The 16,808-nt window shown below is 30.2% G+C and carries 14 protein-coding genes; all 14 read right to left on the bottom strand.

Annotated features, from left to right (window positions below; genetic code table 11):
- On the bottom strand, positions 1-2,400 hold the full coding sequence (locus tag OJ995_RS03920) for an ELWxxDGT repeat protein (protein ID WP_264368239.1): 2,400 nt from the start codon (positions 2,398-2,400) through the stop codon (positions 1-3).
- Between the two features lie 74 nt (positions 2,401-2,474).
- Entirely contained in the window at positions 2,475-3,122 is a 648-nt protein-coding gene (locus OJ995_RS03915) for a response regulator (RefSeq protein ID WP_284698663.1), read from the bottom strand.
- Between the two features lie 2 nt (positions 3,123-3,124).
- The gene (locus OJ995_RS03910; RefSeq protein ID WP_264368238.1) at positions 3,125-5,011 is read right to left on the bottom strand and encodes a tetratricopeptide repeat-containing sensor histidine kinase; all 1,887 of its coding nucleotides are present in this window, start codon (positions 5,009-5,011) and stop codon (positions 3,125-3,127) included.
- Positions 5,012-5,050: 39 nt separating this feature from the next.
- On the bottom strand, positions 5,051-5,305 hold the full coding sequence (locus tag OJ995_RS03905) for a hypothetical protein (RefSeq protein ID WP_264368237.1): 255 nt from the start codon (positions 5,303-5,305) through the stop codon (positions 5,051-5,053).
- A gap of 66 nt (positions 5,306-5,371) precedes the next feature.
- Complete coding sequence (locus OJ995_RS03900; RefSeq protein WP_264368236.1) at positions 5,372-6,178, bottom strand: hypothetical protein; 807 nt, start codon at positions 6,176-6,178, stop codon at positions 5,372-5,374.
- A 4-nt stretch (positions 6,179-6,182) separates the two neighbouring features.
- A complete protein-coding gene (locus OJ995_RS03895) occupies positions 6,183-7,508 on the bottom strand; it encodes a hypothetical protein (protein WP_264368235.1) in 1,326 nt (441 codons plus the stop codon).
- A 94-nt stretch (positions 7,509-7,602) separates the two neighbouring features.
- Positions 7,603-8,955 (bottom strand): hypothetical protein, encoded by a 1,353-nt coding sequence (locus OJ995_RS03890; protein ID WP_264368234.1) that lies wholly within the window; start codon positions 8,953-8,955, stop codon positions 7,603-7,605.
- Positions 8,956-8,966: 11 nt separating this feature from the next.
- Positions 8,967-9,662, bottom strand: coding sequence for a hypothetical protein (locus OJ995_RS03885; protein ID WP_264368233.1), 696 nt, complete (start codon positions 9,660-9,662; stop codon positions 8,967-8,969).
- A 109-nt stretch (positions 9,663-9,771) separates the two neighbouring features.
- Positions 9,772-10,419, bottom strand: a complete 648-nt coding sequence (locus OJ995_RS03880; RefSeq protein WP_264368232.1) for a response regulator — start codon at positions 10,417-10,419, stop codon at positions 9,772-9,774.
- Positions 10,420-10,422: 3 nt separating this feature from the next.
- The gene (locus OJ995_RS03875; protein ID WP_264368231.1) at positions 10,423-12,342 is read right to left on the bottom strand and encodes an ATP-binding protein; all 1,920 of its coding nucleotides are present in this window, start codon (positions 12,340-12,342) and stop codon (positions 10,423-10,425) included.
- A gap of 38 nt (positions 12,343-12,380) precedes the next feature.
- On the bottom strand, positions 12,381-12,653 hold the full coding sequence (locus tag OJ995_RS03870; RefSeq protein ID WP_264368230.1) for a hypothetical protein: 273 nt from the start codon (positions 12,651-12,653) through the stop codon (positions 12,381-12,383).
- A gap of 72 nt (positions 12,654-12,725) precedes the next feature.
- A complete protein-coding gene (locus OJ995_RS03865; RefSeq protein WP_133609422.1) occupies positions 12,726-13,373 on the bottom strand; it encodes a DUF4230 domain-containing protein in 648 nt (215 codons plus the stop codon).
- 77 nt (positions 13,374-13,450) lie between these two features.
- A complete protein-coding gene (locus OJ995_RS03860) occupies positions 13,451-15,529 on the bottom strand; it encodes an OmpA family protein (RefSeq protein ID WP_264368229.1) in 2,079 nt (692 codons plus the stop codon).
- 78 nt (positions 15,530-15,607) lie between these two features.
- Positions 15,608-16,753 (bottom strand): GNAT family N-acetyltransferase, encoded by a 1,146-nt coding sequence (locus tag OJ995_RS03855; protein ID WP_264368228.1) that lies wholly within the window; start codon positions 16,751-16,753, stop codon positions 15,608-15,610.
- Between the last annotated feature and the right edge of the window lie 55 nt (positions 16,754-16,808).

Genomic DNA, 16,808 nt, shown 5'->3' with positions numbered 1-16,808 from the left:
TTATTGAATTATGATTTTTTTAGTATTAACTTGATTTCCTTTTTGAATTTGAAGTAAGTAAACTCCTTTTTCAAGATTGGTATTTTGATTCACCTCATCAATAGAAAATTCTTTGATGGATTGGCCTAACAAATTATAAATTATAGCTCTACTTCCGATAAAACTATCTGGAACTTGAATCGTGAAATTACCATTTGATGGATTTGGATAAACCATAAAATCATTCGCGTTTTCAAATTGATTACTCGATAATAATTCTTCATTTACCACGATGAAAGGTGAAAAACTTGAAACATTGTTAGTTTGCAAAGTATAAGGTCCGCTACCAGAAAGGGCACTTGTAAACATGTCCCAACCAGAACCATTGTAGTGACCAATTTTCGCTGTATTTCTATTAAAGTTTGCTAATTCTTGAGAAGCATTCCATCTAAAAGTTAAAGCCACATCGCTTCCTCCTGGAGTTGTTTCGCCTATATGCCAAGTTGTATTTACCGCTTTTTCAGTTATTGCAGTTCCTTGCGTTTCTCCAACATAATTTGAAGCAACTCCATTTTCAACTCTTACACTAAATGTATCTGAAGTGCCATTATTTAAAATTCCAGTTTCATGAAATGAAGTTCCAGTTCCTATTGGTAACAAAACCGTTCCTCTTGAAGCATTCATTTTTTCAATAGTAACTTTTCCAGTTCCATTAGTAACAACATGACTTGTACTTGAACCCACTAATGATGAATTAGCTCCTTTTAAATTTAAATTATTTGTATTTAAAGTTATTTTAGCATTGTTGTTCATTAATGCATAGCCATACAAATCTAAATTTCCTGTTACTAAATTTACATTCCCATTTATCATGGCATTTTTAGCATAAGCATTAGCATTCACATTTACATTTTGACCTACTGGAATAGTAACTTCATCTGTTATTCCTGGCTTTAACATGCTATTCCAATTGTTCTTATTATTCCAATCGTTATTTACACTTCCGTTAAAAGTAAAATCCCCTGTGTATTGATATAAATAGTGTGAATTATTATTATTCCCTTTTCCAAAAAAATACAGTTTATCATTTAACTCAAAAAACGCATTTGGATTACTACTAAAAGGCGTTCCAGATATAACTGTTGGTTCTAAATCCAACGCTAATTCGGTGTTTACTGTTAATCCATCACTTCTCCAAACTTCTGCATTTGCAGGCGTTCCAATATTCGCCGATCTAAACCACAATGCCCCTTTATAAGTTGTTAAATTTTGTGCATAACTCAGATTAGAAAAAACTTGAGAACTTCCTTCAACAGTCCCATTAGATTTATATAATTGTTGCGTTGCATTACTCCCTGTAAAATTTACAAACCATATATTTTCTGAATCCGTTGTTGAGTAACCTGCATCGCTAATTCCGTTGGTAACATTTGGAATAACTTCAATTGTTCCTGCAATTGTTCCATCGGTTCTCCAAAGCGCATTGTTTGTTCCGTTATTTGCAATGAAATAACAATATTGACCAGCAATTTTCAAATGTAATCCCATTGCTTGGGTGGTTAATGAATTCCCGCTTGGATTAATGTTTTTCAACATAAAAGTTCCAGCTGCAGTTCCATCACTAACATATGGTTCGTAGCCATCAACCGTGTTATGAGCAAAGAAAATTACTTTATCGCCTAACTTTGCCATATCTTGATTTACAATATAGAAAGGTTCTGCTACAGGAATTTGTTCTGTACCAACCGTTGTGCCATTTGTTTTCCACAATTTACTTTCAAAACCTACACTTTGCGCAATAAACAAAGTAGTACTTGGTATTTTACAAAATCCTGACGTTTGACTACTTCCAGTTCCAACTTTTACATCTTTCAACATCATTGTTCCAGCAGCTGTACCATCTGTTTTCCATAATTCTTTTCCATTAGTACTATCATAAGCTGAAAAGTAAAGTATGTTTCCATCAACTGAATAATTTTTTTTATGTGTAGAAACACTATAATAAACACCTACATTTGTTGACCCAGGCGCAGTTTCAAAAGCATAAACTAAAGTTGTTCCTGCTACTGTTCCATCTGACTTCCATATTTTATCTGTTGAAGCTATAGATGGAGTAAATGTTATATCACTAGTAATGACATAAACAAAATCTTGTGCAGGAATTATCGTTGAAATATTAGTAGTTCCTCCTAAAGTAGAAATTCCAATTGTACCTGCGGTTGTTCCATCAGTAACGCAAAGCATATTGCTTCCTGTACCAGCGTAAAATATTTTACCATTCCATTTAGCATAATTCAAATCGGCTTTATCTGAATTACCAGTTGGCTTTAGTGAAGATGTAACATCTTTTATCACAAGTGGATTTTGTGCATTTATTATTACCCCTGATAATAATAAAAATAAAGTGTAGAATTTTTTCATGATTCGTGATTTTTAATACAACAAAGTTGCTTCAAAATCCATCACAAAGAAATAAGCCGTTTGACGTATTTTAATTAAATGAGTTTATTCTGTTTTGCTTTTTGTAGCATTTCAATTCGATTGTGTGCTTGTAGTTTTCGGTAGATATTTTCGATATGTTTTTTTACTGTAGAAGTTGACAAAAATAAATTATCAGCAATATCCTTGTTTTTCAACCCTTTACTTAAATGCTCTAAAACTTCAATTTCGCGAGTAGAAAGTTCTACCAACTCTGTTTGACTTTCAGTTTCAAAAGCAATTGGATTTTTCAATAATTTTAAAGTCTTCATAGCAATTGAAGGCGACATAGCTGCGCCACCCGCTAAGGTTTCTATAATAGCTTCATAGATTTTTTCTGCTTTGGTTTCTTTTAATAAATAACCATCTGCTCCAGCTTTTATGGCATTAAACACATTATCATCGTTATCAAAAACGGTAATCATTACAATTTTAATTTGCGGATATTTAGATTTGATGATTTCCGTTGCTTTAATTCCGTTCATTACTGGCATTTCGATATCCATTAGGATTAAATCTACCACATGATTTTTCTCTAAAATAGCGATTGCTTCTTCACCATTTTGAGCCGTATCTTTAATGACAATATCCGAAAAATTAGATAGTTTTTCTTCCAATGCTTTTTGCAGAAAGAAATTGTCTTCCACTAAAATTACTTTTATCATAATTACAATTTAACCGTAATGGAATAATTAGTTCCTTTTGCTTCATTAGATTCAACTTGCAAACTTCCGTTTACTTCTTGAACTCGATTTTGGATATTGGTTAACCCAAATGATTTTTTCTTTTTGGATTCGTAATCAAAGCCAATTCCGTTATCTGAAATTTTAATTTGCAATTCATTTTCTATTTGAGAAATTGAAACCGAAATATCTTTTGCATTAGCGTGTTTAATGGCATTATTTACAATTTCTTGAAGAATACGATATAAATTAATGGCTTGTTTTGAAGACAACTGAACATCATTCTGAATATCAAAATCAAACTGAAAACGAATAGTATCTACCGATTCTCCTGCATCTTTTATAAAGTTAAGCATTCTAGATTTTAATTCAGACAAACTCAATTGTTTAGAATTTAAAACCCAAATTGTGTCACGCAACTCAGAAATAGATTTGTTGGCGAAATTAGTAAGTGTATCTATTTTTTTGTCAATGGCATCATCAAACTGAACCGAAGAGCTTTTTAAATTATCTAAAATCGAAATGATAAATGTTAATTGCGAACCCACATTATCATGCAATTCTCTGGAAATATCCAAACGTTGTTCCTGAATTTTATAATTAGATTGTTCTTCTAATAATTTATTTTCTAATTCTAATTGCTCTTTTTGCAATTTGGCTTTTGCTCTAAAATTTCTAAACAGAATAAAACCAATGATTACGAAACTTGAAATTAAGAGTAACCAAATATTTTTTTGCTTCACCTCGGCTTGTTGTTGCAAAATTTGTTTTTCTTTTTTTTCAGTTTGGTATTTAATATCCAACTCTTTTACATCTTTGTTGTTCTTCTCATTAATTAATGAATCCTTTTGTTTTAAATACAATTTATGAAAATGCAAAGCTTGCTTGTAATCATTTTTTGATTCATTTAAATAGGAAAGAAGTCGAAAACTCTCTGTCAATTCTCTTTTATTATTTGCTTCAATTGCATACTGCTTAGCTTTGATGATGTTTTCTTCGGCTAACTCGAATTTTTTTAAACCAATGTAAATATTTGCGATATTGTTATAACTAAAAATTAATCCGTTTAAGTCTTTCAATTGTGTTCGTATATCAATTGATTTTTTTAGGTAATTTACCCCTTGAATTGTGTCACCTTTATCTTCGATATAAACGCTACCAATGTTGTTATACACAAAACTTAAATTTTCTAAGTTATTTGTTTTAATGGAAATTTTCTCCGCTTTTTTATAATTGTCAAGTGCATTATTAGCATCATACTGATTGAAGTAACAATTTCCAACATTAATGTAAGCACCCGCAATTTGCTCATCATCTTTTAAATTAAGAAAAACTTGCAACGCTTTATTTGCATACTCTAAAGCTTCTTTCTGTTTGTCTTGATTTGAGAAAACAACACCGATGTTTTTATAAATTAAACCTGATTGATGGTTGAATTTGTTTTTTTCGGTAATCTTTAATGCTTCAAAATAATTAATCAAAGCGTTTTTGTTATCGCTTTGCCATAAAAACAAATTTCCTTTATTCATTGTTGACAACGCAACTTGTTTCAGGTTATTCGCTTTTTTATAATAGCTAATAGATAATTCGATACTTTTTAAAGCTAAATCTCGTTTTAAAAAGTTATTGTAATGATTAAATTTCACTCGATGATATAACCCAAACAATGAATCAACATCTTGCGCTTTAAGTTTTGGCTCTAATGATTCAATTGATTTTAAAGACGTTTGTTCGTTCTCGAATTTTTTCTTACCCAACAAACTTAATTCTTCAAATAACTTTTTATTTTCTTTTGAAAAATCATTGCTCTCTTGTCCAAATGAATGAGAAACAAGAAAAAACAGTATAAGAATTTGATATATTTTAATCATTTTGTAGAATTTAATTTAAAAGTAATAATTTTTCATAAATTATTTAAAATATTTATGAAAGACTAACTTGTGCAAATCGCAAACTTGTTTAAAAATCTGATTTACATGACCTGATTGCTCTAAAATAGTAATCTTCTTATCTTCAATTAGGTCATTCCTTTTTTTAAATTCCTCAATTTTTTGCTGAATTTCCATTGATTTTTCTCTATAATCTTCTTCCATTTTAAAAAATTTAAAAGTTAAAACTATCACTATTAAAACAACTGGAACCAGAATAAAATACAAATTTTCCATATTCATCTATTTTTAGACAAAAATGGAAAATCGTAACAAGGCAAACAATTAGCCGAAAAGCGTATTTTAATTTGAGATAAATTCAGAGTATGTACTTTTTATTATAATCTCCGAATTCACATACGGATTTTGAGCATTTGAAATGATTATTTTCGTTGGATTTCCTTCTGCATCATATTCGTATTGATACAATGTTGGCGTTTCGTTATCTTTTTGTTCGGAAATTACATTTCGTTTTTCGTCGTACTGATAAACTACTTTACTTTTTAAATCGAAAATCTGATAATTTGCTTCTATTAATAATCCGTTTTTATATATTTCGATTGCCAAATTTGCTTCTTTCTTGGCATCTTTGTAATACGAAGTTTTGGTATAACTATCGTCAGACGTGTAATTAGAATATTCGGTAATTTCAGAAAAACCGGTTTCTTTTTCTCTACAAACTAATTTCATCAATCTATTCTGCTTGTCATATGAATATTTCGTTTCCGAAAACAATCTCCCTTGCACAAATTCTTGGGATTTGGTTAATCGCAATTCTTTATCATAGAAAAATAAGGTTTTATCTTGTGTTTCGCTTTGTAGATAATAAGTATATTTTACTTTTAAATTTCCATCGATGTTATAATTACACTCGGTAACTTCTTTTGCATTTCCTAAATCAACCACCATTGTATCTAAATAGGTATTATAAAAAACATAAGTTTCCGTTTTTATCCATTCCTTTTCATTGGTTTCCGAATTAAAACCATAAATTTCTTTTTGAATGCTTTGTGTTTTTGGTGACCAATTAAAATGCGACGTACGAAATTGTTCTTGCGCTTGTAAACTCAAACCCAATAAAACAATAATTGAATATAATAAACTTTTCATTCTGTTACTTTTTAAATAATGGATATAATCTTCCCGCTTCTGAAGTTTCAACATTTTGAATTTGGTAAGTTGTGCCATCAGCTGATTTTACAATCAAATGATTTGGATTTTCGTCATCATAGATAGAAAAATTACTGCTTTGTAAATACTTTCCATCTTGGTAAAACGAAATTTTAAACTTGTTATCTTTTACCCAAAATATTCTTGTTGGCGATTCCAATTTTATAGCATCATGCCATTCATGTTTTGCAAAATCATCCAAATAAAATCCTTTCACAAAATGCACGGATTGATCTACTTCATTAAAAATTACTAAACTGGAATGTTCTGGTGTATCTACTAATTGTACTACTTTTTCAAAATTATTATCATACGAATCTTGGATTTCGATTACACTATCTTCGCCTTTTAAAACCGATAAATAATCTTTTCTTGAATACACTACTTTTTGATATTGTTGCATCAAGGAATCTTTCTCTCTGAACAATTTATCGTGTTTTTTAACGAAGTCTATATCCAACGATGCACTTCCTGAAGTAGTTCCATCAGCATACGTAATTTTAATAAATGTAAACGAATTATCATCTGGCACTGCTTGACTCAACTTTGCAATTTTGATTCGGTTATTTTTGGCGTCGAATTCGTAATTAAAATCAATTCGAGAACTGTCTTCATAAACCTGTGACAATATATTTTTATTCTTATCATAAGTGTAAGTCGTAATTGATTTAAAATCACCAGAAACTAATTCTTTGCGTGCAACAATACTGTTTTCAAAGTATTCCTTTGTAAAATCAGCTCCTGTTCCATCGCCATCTTTTTGAATTTTTACATAACTACTTTTCCCTTTGTAATCTTGATAAATAGTCACTTTTACCACTTCATTTTTTACATCTTTTTGAATTTCTTTGATTAGATTTCCCGTTCTATCATATTCGAAATAAGTGGTTGATATACCTTGAATAATCATTTTTACCAACTTCCCTTTTTCGTACTGAAATAAAAATTTCATTGGGTAACCAAAATTTCCTTCCAATGGTTTATAATTGATTTCTTTAAGTGTGAAATCTGAATTATAACTATACGTGTATTCTCCAATTAATGTTTTATCACCAAAATAAGATTCAAGTGTTTGCTTTTGGAAATAGGTGTTTTTGATTTCAGTTGTATAGGTGTTTTCTCTAACAAATTCTTTTGTTTCAATATTAAATTTATAAAGCGATTCTTCCACTTTTACCACATCATCAGAATAACCAAAATCGGAAGTTCTAAATTGTTGCTGGGCAAAAATATTAGCAAACCAAAAGAGAAAAAGAATAGTAAATTTCATATGTAGATAATTATTTGTTTTTAAAAGGTCATATGTAATCGCCTATCTTCATTGGTGTTGCTTACGCAACTTGTTGTTAGTGGCGATTTCATGTTTAATTATTTAAAAATTCCAATGGATAAAATGTTTCAAAACCTTTTGAATTCAAATTGCGAATGATGTATTTGTCAATTCCGGCTTCTTGTACAATGAAATCATCGTCTTTTTGTGTTTTTACCAATTTGTACAAAGATGAATCTAAGATTACTCCGTTTTGAATCACAAAAAACTCTGGTGCTTCTGAAAATATCCAATACATTCCTGTAGGCGAAGACAATTCTTTCATTTCATACCATTCTCCAACTATTACTTCATCGTTATAAAAGTTTTTTAGTAATACTGATTTTTCATACAAAATGTCATAAACCAAAATGTCATTTTTACTTCTAACGGCATCTACGCTATTTGTAATTTCTTCCTCTTTTGAATCTTTTATTGTAAAAGAATTATCTTGATTTTTCTTAATCTTATAGGTTGATTTTAATAACGCTTGCAAATCGGCTAAAGCTTTATTTAATTCTTCGTCAGAAGCGCCATGAAAAGATGTGCTCACGTCATAAGAAGCCGAATTTGAATCGTACTTTTTAACATAATTTACATCAAAATCAGTTTTACCAGCAGTTTTACCGTTTGAATATGTAACCTTTGCAAATGTGAAATAGTTAACTTTATCATCAGTATCAAAATCGAGTTGTTGAATTTGTGAACGCACAATATTCCCTTTACTGTCGTATTCATAACTGCTTTTAAAAACCTTATCATCTCTTGTGTATTGAACTTGATTTCTGCTTTTATCGTATTGATAGGTTTCGGTTAAAGTTGAATATTTAGTCGTGTTTTTTTCTGAAATCAATAACCCATTTTTGATAATTTGCTCATTAACTTGATCTTCTTCATTGTTAGCATATTTAATTGACTTTTTAGTGTATGAATTTGGTGCAGTGTAATTAGCATAAGTAATTTTTTCAACCATTGCATCTTTTTCATACACTGTTTCTTTACTCAAATTTCCTTTGGCATCATATTCAAATACACTTTTTTTAGTAGTATCCTTTTTTTCAACGATTTTACCATTTTTGTGCACAAAGTTTTCGGCGTATTCACCCATTTGTGTTTTAGTATGAATCGATTGTAGTAATCCATTTTTATAATTAAATGTGTTAGTCGCTTCCATATACATGAAATAATTGGATAGGTTTTCGATTTTTGTTACCAAACCTTTCTCTAAATAAATCGTTCTTGTGTTTGATAACTTATATTTATTTAATTCGAAATCATAATAAAATTCTTTCTCTTCATATTTTGTCACATCAGCAGATAAATTAAAATCCGAAGCTTTGTATTTTGCGATTTGAGCATTCGTAAAATTGATTACCAATACTGCTATTAAAGTGATTATTTTTTTCATTTTTATACTATTTAGAAGTTATATTGAACACCAAAGCCTACGTGGTTGCTTTTGAAAGATGAAGTTCCCCCGCCAGCATTTTTCCAAGAATATTTCCCGAAATCGAAAACTGCATTACACGACCATTTTTCTGAATCGGATTGGAAAATTTGTGGTTGAAAACCCCAGCCGAAATATTTCATAGTGCGTTTTACCGTTTCGTCTTGAAAGTTAACTTCATCCACATAAGCAGTTTCAAGAATTTTACCACTTCCTACACCATAATCAAAATGTAAACTATTAAAAACTGAATAAATACCGATATAAACAGGAATTTCAACTAAAAAAGGTAAACCCTCTGGAAGTAATTGTTCTAATCCATCTTCAATATTTCCGTCGTATGAAAGTGGATATACTCTTAGCTTTGCACTTGTAACAGCAACTTTTAATTCGGTACTTCTATCAGCTGCTAAAAAGTTAGCCCAATCTCTACCAATAACTGCTGCACCTTTGAAACCAAATTTGGTGTTTTTGGTGAAATTTACATGGTAAGAGCCTTCTAAACTGGCAAATAATTGCATTGCTTTTCCTTTGTCGGCTACTTCACCTAAATCGTCTCCAGGTTTTGAGAACGACATTCCCGTATTGAATTTTACGGCTAATTTGTCTAATTGCGCAGTTGCATTTTGAAAAGCAAAAGCCAAAATAAGTATTGAAAATAATTGCATTTTTTTCATAATAATCTTCAGAATTAGTGAAACATTTTTTGTTCTTAATTATGAAGTAAAATTATGCGGTAGAAATACGTAAAGAAATACGTAGAAATTCGTATATTGATTAAATCAACTTATTATTTTTTGCTTTTTGAATGGCTTCTAATTTATTGTGGACTTGAAGTTTAGTGTAAATATTCTCCACATGTTTACGAATAGTTCCTGGTGAAAGAAACAAATTTTCGGCAATGGCATTGTATTTTAATCCTTTGCTTAATTGTTCCAACACTTCAATTTCTCTAGTAGTTAAACTGATTTCTTCTTTGGTAATTGAATCATCAAAAACTAAAGGTTCACGTAATAATTTAAGCGTTTTTAATGCAATTGAAGGCGTCATTCCTGCCCCACCTGATAAGGTTTCTTGAATACCATTGTACAATTCTTGTGGATTCACTTCTTTTAGGAAATAACCATCAGCTCCCGCTTTTATGGCTTTGAAAATATTCTCATCATTATCAAAAACCGTTAGCATGATTATTTTGATTTGTGGAAACTTTGATTTAATAATTGCCGTTGCTTCGATACCATCCATTTTTGGCATTTCGATATCCATTAGAATTAAATCGAGGTTGTGATTTTTTTCTAATTTTTCAATGATATCTTGTCCGTGAATGGCTTTCATTCGCACCTCAACATCAGCAAAAAAACTCAATTTATCTTGTATCGTTTTTTGCAGAAATGTATTATCGTCAACTATGGCAATTCGAATCATGGATTATTTGTTTAGTGAAATTGTAATTTGAGTTCCTTTTGTAAGTTCGGATTGGATTTTGAAAACACCCCCAATTTCTTCGATACGCTTTTGCATGTTTACAATTCCGTTTCCAAAATCAATTGTTTCCAAATCGAAACCTTTTCCGTTGTCTGAAATATCAATTACAATTCCGTTTTCATTTGGTTGTACTTGAACTGAAACTTCCGTTGCATCGGCATATTTAATGGCGTTATTTACCGCTTCCTGAATCGTTCTATACAAATTAACACCTTCTAAAGATGAAAATTTACTGTTTTTCAAACTATCATCAACCAAAAATTTAAATGCTGTGTTTTCTTTAGCCGATTGCGCTTTTTCAATAAAATTATAAATTCTGGAACTTAAATCATCAAACGTAAATTCGTTGGCATTCATGGCCCAAATCGTATCGCGAAGTTCTACAATTGTGGTTTTCGTAAAATCGCTAATCTTGGTCAAATGATTTTTAATGGAATTCTCAATCGTTGGAAAACCGAATTTTAAATTCTCAACCGAAGAAATAATAAATGTCAATTGTGCACCAATGTTATCATGCAAATCTCTTGAAATCGCCAATCGTTGTTCGTGTAATTTATTTTGATTTTCAATTTGAGCAATAGCCGATTGCAATTCAAATTCTTGCTTTTGTTGCACATTTTTCAAACGTTGTTGACGGTAAATTAAAAATCCAACAATCGCAATGAAAAAAGCTAATAGCGAAAGAATAATTATGGTTGTGGTTTTCTTTTTGGCTTCAGCTTCTTTTTGTAACAGTTGTTTTTCTTTTTCGGCTGTTTGGTATTTGGTTTCCAATTCAGCCGTTTGTTCTAAAACAGAAGCCTTTAGCTTTTCCTCTTTCAAATTGGTGTATTGATTGAAATAAAAAGCACTACTATCTTTCATTTCTTGGTACAAACAAACCAAAGTTAACTTTTTGTAGGTTTCTAATAAATATCGGTCAGACTCGTATTCTTTGTGAATCTTTTTAACTTGCAACAATATTTTATAAGCTTCACGATATTTTTTTTGTTGAATGAAGTCTTCCGACTTTGATAATAAAACATTGGTTTGTTCAATTTCAGAATTTAATTCTTTCAAAAGTTTTTCTGAAATTTGATAATATTTCTTAGCACTTTCCGAATTTCCTTTTGCGGAATGAACAGCACCAATTCGTTGATTTAAAGTTGAAATTCCAAGATTATCTTTACATGATTTACAATTTTCAAGGCTTGTTTTATATGAATTCAATGCTTTTAAAGTATCTTTTTTATCCAAATACACATCGCCTAGTGAAAGATAAGTATGACACAAACCTTGCTTCATGTCGTTTTTCTTTAAAAAATCGGTTGATTCTTCTAAATATTTAATGGCTTTTGCATAGTTCTTCATCTCAAAGAAAATCAAACCCAAATTTCCTTTAGTCAAACTTACAATGGTATCGTTTTTGCCTTCAAAATATTGAATTGCTTGAATAAAATACTTAGTTGCTGGTACATAATCTTGCTTACTTGCAAATACATTTCCAATATTGATTTTTGCTTTAGCAACTCCCTCAAAATCTTTATTAGCGGTTCTAATTTGAATGGCTTTTTGATAACTTTCTTCTGATTTTTTAAAGTTTTCTTTTCGCAAATAAACGCCACCTAGGTTAGAATAGCATTGAGAAATGAGTTGATGTTTCTTCGTTTTCTGGGCGAACAATAATGCTTTTTCCCCATAAACTAATGCAGAATCAAGAGAAACATCGATATAATCCCAAGTTAAATCCGAAAATATTTGAGTAGTTCTTTCTAAATTAGGATTTGATTTTAATTCTTTCTTCAACGTTGCAATATGTTGCTGCAAATCTTGAGCAAAACCAAAACAACTCATTAAAACCAATAAAATAGCGTATTTTTTCATTTAAATATTAGGTTCTATTGTTAACTAAAAATACAAATTTATTTCTTTGTAAGTAACTCAAATATTCTTTTTTGCAACACAAAAATTTCTTCACCTAATTTCTTCATATCCGATTTATAATTGGATTGAAAATCAGTTGAAATAGAAGCTTTTTGACTTAATATTTCCTGCTTACTTGACAAGTTTTTGAAAATATCTTTTAGTTGCTTCATCTTCAAATAATGCATTTGCTTAATTCTTTTATTTGCAATTATGAGCTTAATCGCTAAAAGTGATAATAAAACAAGAACTAATATTATTAATTTATCCATAAAAAAAAGTCATTAAATCAATTACAAATTTGACTTAATGACTTGGTTTTTTCAATACGAATAAATGCGTATTTAATCGATTATTTTTAATTCTAAATCTTTATCGTTTTTTACTACATTTCCTTTGTAAGATAACGTCCAACCTAAAGAGTTTGTTACGATCAACATTTTAGAAAGCTCGCTCAATAATCTATTTTGAGCATTAGTTTTTAGTGTAGATTTTTCGATTTTTTTAGCCAAATTTGCTCTCGCAATTTTATTGATCTTATTGTAATCTTCGCCTGTAAATTCATTAAAAGTAGAAGATTCAGTGTCATAATATTTAAAATCGGGACTAATCTTTATTTCTTCTTTTGGAATATTAGTAATGGTTAACATTTTATTTTTTGCATCAATATCATACGTTACTTTGCTCAAATCAAAACCAACCGTAACATCAGCATTTATAACAACCAATGCTTTTTTGTCGAAAGACAAGCCTGGAATATAAGTTTCTTTTTTGTCTTTATACGTTAAAACTTCGGCAAAATGTCCTTCCGTTACTACTAATTTTCCAACATTTTTAATTTGAACTTGAATCAAATTGGTATCGTATTCAATTGTCGTTGTATTCGATTTTTTTGTAAAAAACTGATACCCCAAAAACCCAACGATCAAAAAAATCAACAAGTAAATTAACTTTCCCGAGCGGCCAATAGCTTGCACTAATGGAATGAGCATATTTTTTATTGCGGTTTCGGTAGAACTTGTTCGTGCCATGTTTTAAATTTTACACGAAGATAGAAAAGTTCCTCGAATTATTTTTCTAAAATCACAAACTCTACTCTTCTGTTTAATTGTTTTCCTTCTTCGGTTGTATTTGGCGCAATAAACTTGGTTTCTCCGTATCCTTTTGCTACAATTCTATCTGAAGAAATACCTTTTCCCAACAAGTATTTTTGAACTGAGTTTGCTCTGTTTTTAGACAATTCCATATTAGCAACATCAGAACCAACTGCATCTGTATGACCAGCAATTTCAATTTTAATATTTTTATTGTCTTTTAATAATCCGAATAAAATATCTAACTCAGCAAATGATTCTGATAATAAATCGTACTTTCCAGAATCGAAAAATATATTATTTAAACGAATAATCGCACCTTTTTCAATTGGTGTTAAATACAAATCCACTTCCATTTCTTTGTATTCTTTCAAATTAGATAAATCAACGTTTTGAGTGATGGCGTAATAGTTTTCTTTATCTGCCATGAAACTATAATTAAATCCGTAAGGCAATACAATTGAGTAACTTCCAGTTTTTGGATCAGAAATAGCTGTTCCAATCATTTTGTTGGTTTTTAAATTGTTGTATTCAATTTTAGCACTTAAAATTTCTTTGGTTTTAGCATCGTAAACTTTTCCTTTAACTAAGACAACCGGATCTTGCTTTACAGTGTTATCAACTTCCCAGATATCTCTTTGTTTTCCTATGTAGGCCTTATCTCCTTTAGCTGAAAGAAAAATACTTAATTCATATAATGGAGAATTGATAATATTACCTAAATTTTCAGGTATTGTCCAATTTGTCCAAGAATCATCTAATCGCTTGGTGACGAATAAATCAAACTGACCATATCCTGGATGTCCTTTACTTGCAAAATATAATGTTTTACCATCTGAAGCTAAGAACGGATTTGCCTCATCTTCAAAAGTATTAACAACATTACCCAAACTTTTAGGTTTAGAAAATGTTCCATCTTCTTTAACGAAACTAACATAGATGTCTTTTAATCCAAGCCCTTCAGGTCGTTCTACCGTCATTAATAAATTTTTATTATCGTTAGAAAGAAAATACCCAACATATCCATTTGTATTTATAAAATCCTCAATAACTACATCTTTCGGAATTTCCCATCCCGATTGTCCTTTTTGAGCAATTGAAACGCCACCTCCATTAGGTGAAACACCATCTGATGCATATTTATTTCCCAACAATAATGTATTATTATCAGGTGAAGATGAAATAACAAAATTGTTGTCGCGATTATTTAATGGTCGACCAATATTTTTAGCTTCTGACCAGTTTCCATTTTTATCTTTTACCGAATACCAAATATCGTCTTTAGGGCTTTCAACATTTAATGGATTTTCTTTTCTATCAAAATATAAGATAGTACCATCTGCCGAAATTACAGGATTTGCTTCTTCTATAGTTGGACTAGATACTGTTTCTGGCAATTTTACCATTTTCAAGTTTGGATTGAATTCTTCAACTACTTTGATTGAAAAAGGCTGTTCTGTTATTTTTAAATCTTCAACTTCAACAGTAACGCCAGCATCTACAATAAATCCAAACGAAGTGCCATAATACGAATTATCTCCCGTTTGATGCTCTAAAACACCATTAACATATACCTTAAAAGTATTAGCTCTTTTCTCTACTTTTATCTTATTCTTTTTGCCTTTACCTCCTACATTTTTTGAGGCAGTCCATTTCTTACCATAATGAAATTCTTTACCGTAATAATGATAAATTTGTATTTGATTGTTTGCAGATAATTGCACAACTCTGTAATCAGAATTATCGCTATACATGCCCCAAACCAAACCATAAGTAGCATAATCATTTGGAGTTTTATCTAGAGTTATTGTAGCTTCAATATCAAAATCTACCACTTCGGTATTTTGAGTTATTGAAATGTAGCGCCACTTAGAATTAGTAGCATGCTTATTTTCTAAAATTAGTTTTCCGTCATCAACTTTTGAGTCGAATCCATCTCCACTGTATGTCCATTTGTTAGTATCATCTTGAAATGTATCATTGAAAAGTGCTTTTTGAGCAAATCCAAAAGTTGTAACAAGAAAAAAAGTTAAAAGAGTAAAAGTAAATCGCATAATTGTAAAGATTTGATTGTATTAACTTTACAAATATAATTTAATCCTTTTTAGATTATATACGTAATATGCCGTATTTTATTTAAAAGGATGACGTTGTTGCCAATGAAGTTCTGGCTCTAATTGTTTGAAGATTTTACCAATAAATTTGTTTACCAATTTATTATTGTGATAAATAAAACCCGACATTTGAACGGGTGTTGCTCCTACAGAACTCTTTATTTCCAGAGCCGTTCTTCCGAAAATAATCTTTTTGAATCCGTTTTCAATTCCATATTTCGTCATGTTGTACAACATATTCAAATACAGCATATTTTCTTTTTGAATGGTTTCATCATAACCTAGAAAGTAGGTTTCTAGTGTAAATTCGTTAAGCAATAACGTATGAAAACCTACTAATCTATCATTCAAAAAATATCCAAAAATTTGAAAACGATTACCACATTGCCCTTTTAAAGTTGAAAAATGATTTTTTGCTAAAAAGAACGTATTAAAAGGCGCATTTTTAGCAACATAATGATACAAATCGTAAATCGTATTTTCATGCTGAACCACTTCTTCGAAAGAAAGATTTTTAACGATTATTCCGTCATTCTTTTTTCGAGCCCTTTTAAATTGGTCACGATATTTCTTCGAAAGTGCGGCTACATAATCTTCTTCTGATTTCCATTTTTCATCTAAATAGAAAATCATATTAGGTTGCGTATTGAACTCGTATACATTAGAAAAACGAAACTTCTTCAATTCCACCGAACAATGCTCGTAAAAATCCTTGAAAGAAACCAAATGAATATTTATCCCTTTTTTCTTAAAATACAAGGTTATTTCCTCTGCACTTTGAATTAGAATATCACTGATACACTCAAAATCGATTTCTTTTGTAAAAACATAACCGTTTTGACCCGTAATCATGTTATTACCAAGGAAAAGTGTGTGAGAAGCGAAATTTTTGAAGATAAAATTTCGAATAGCAATTTTAAACGATTTGTCTCTTTCTCCAAAAGATTCCAATTTATTCAAATCTAAATATTGCGCCAACGAAACACCTATTAATTCCGATTTTTCAAAAATACCAATATAAAAACACTCCATATTTACAGGAGCCGAGCGCTCAAGCACAGATAGATAAGGCGTTTGTAGAAAAACATTACTCTGAGCCACAATGTCCCAAAGTGCTGGTAATTCCTTAACTGAATTGTATATTTTAAATGAAATTCTGTCCAATGTAAAAGTAAAATCGCCCCACAAATGTAGAGCGATTCCTATATAATTAAATGTT

It is taken from the genome of Flavobacterium lacisediminis, from assembly GCF_025909975.1.
GTDB classification, from domain to species: Bacteria; Bacteroidota; Bacteroidia; order Flavobacteriales; family Flavobacteriaceae; genus Flavobacterium; species Flavobacterium lacisediminis.
Note: the sequence above shows the minus strand (reverse complement) of the source record. Positions and strands in the feature narration are given on the sequence as shown.

What these genes read in the sequence shown, in the direction of transcription:
- OJ995_RS03900 (WP_264368236.1), bottom strand. Translation starts at nt 6,178, where the DNA reads ATGAAAAGTTTATTATATTCAATTATTGTTTTATTGGGTTTGAGTTTA.
- OJ995_RS03890 (WP_264368234.1), bottom strand. Translation starts at nt 8,955, where the DNA reads ATGAAAAAAATAATCACTTTAATAGCAGTATTGGTAATCAATTTTACG.
- OJ995_RS03875 (WP_264368231.1), bottom strand. Translation starts at nt 12,342, where the DNA reads ATGAAAAAATACGCTATTTTATTGGTTTTAATGAGTTGTTTTGGTTTT.
- OJ995_RS03920 (WP_264368239.1), bottom strand. Translation starts at nt 2,400, where the DNA reads ATGAAAAAATTCTACACTTTATTTTTATTATTATCAGGGGTAATAATA.
- OJ995_RS03865 (WP_133609422.1), bottom strand. Translation starts at nt 13,373, where the DNA reads ATGCTCATTCCATTAGTGCAAGCTATTGGCCGCTCGGGAAAGTTAATT.
- OJ995_RS03880 (WP_264368232.1), bottom strand. Translation starts at nt 10,419, where the DNA reads ATGATTCGAATTGCCATAGTTGACGATAATACATTTCTGCAAAAAACG.
- OJ995_RS03860 (WP_264368229.1), bottom strand. Translation starts at nt 15,529, where the DNA reads ATGCGATTTACTTTTACTCTTTTAACTTTTTTTCTTGTTACAACTTTT.
- OJ995_RS03905 (WP_264368237.1), bottom strand. Translation starts at nt 5,305, where the DNA reads ATGGAAAATTTGTATTTTATTCTGGTTCCAGTTGTTTTAATAGTGATA.
- OJ995_RS03915 (WP_284698663.1), bottom strand. Translation starts at nt 3,122, where the DNA reads ATGATAAAAGTAATTTTAGTGGAAGACAATTTCTTTCTGCAAAAAGCA.
- OJ995_RS03895 (WP_264368235.1), bottom strand. Translation starts at nt 7,508, where the DNA reads ATGAAATTTACTATTCTTTTTCTCTTTTGGTTTGCTAATATTTTTGCC.
- OJ995_RS03870 (WP_264368230.1), bottom strand. Translation starts at nt 12,653, where the DNA reads ATGGATAAATTAATAATATTAGTTCTTGTTTTATTATCACTTTTAGCG.
- OJ995_RS03910 (WP_264368238.1), bottom strand. Translation starts at nt 5,011, where the DNA reads ATGATTAAAATATATCAAATTCTTATACTGTTTTTTCTTGTTTCTCAT.
- OJ995_RS03885 (WP_264368233.1), bottom strand. Translation starts at nt 9,662, where the DNA reads ATGCAATTATTTTCAATACTTATTTTGGCTTTTGCTTTTCAAAATGCA.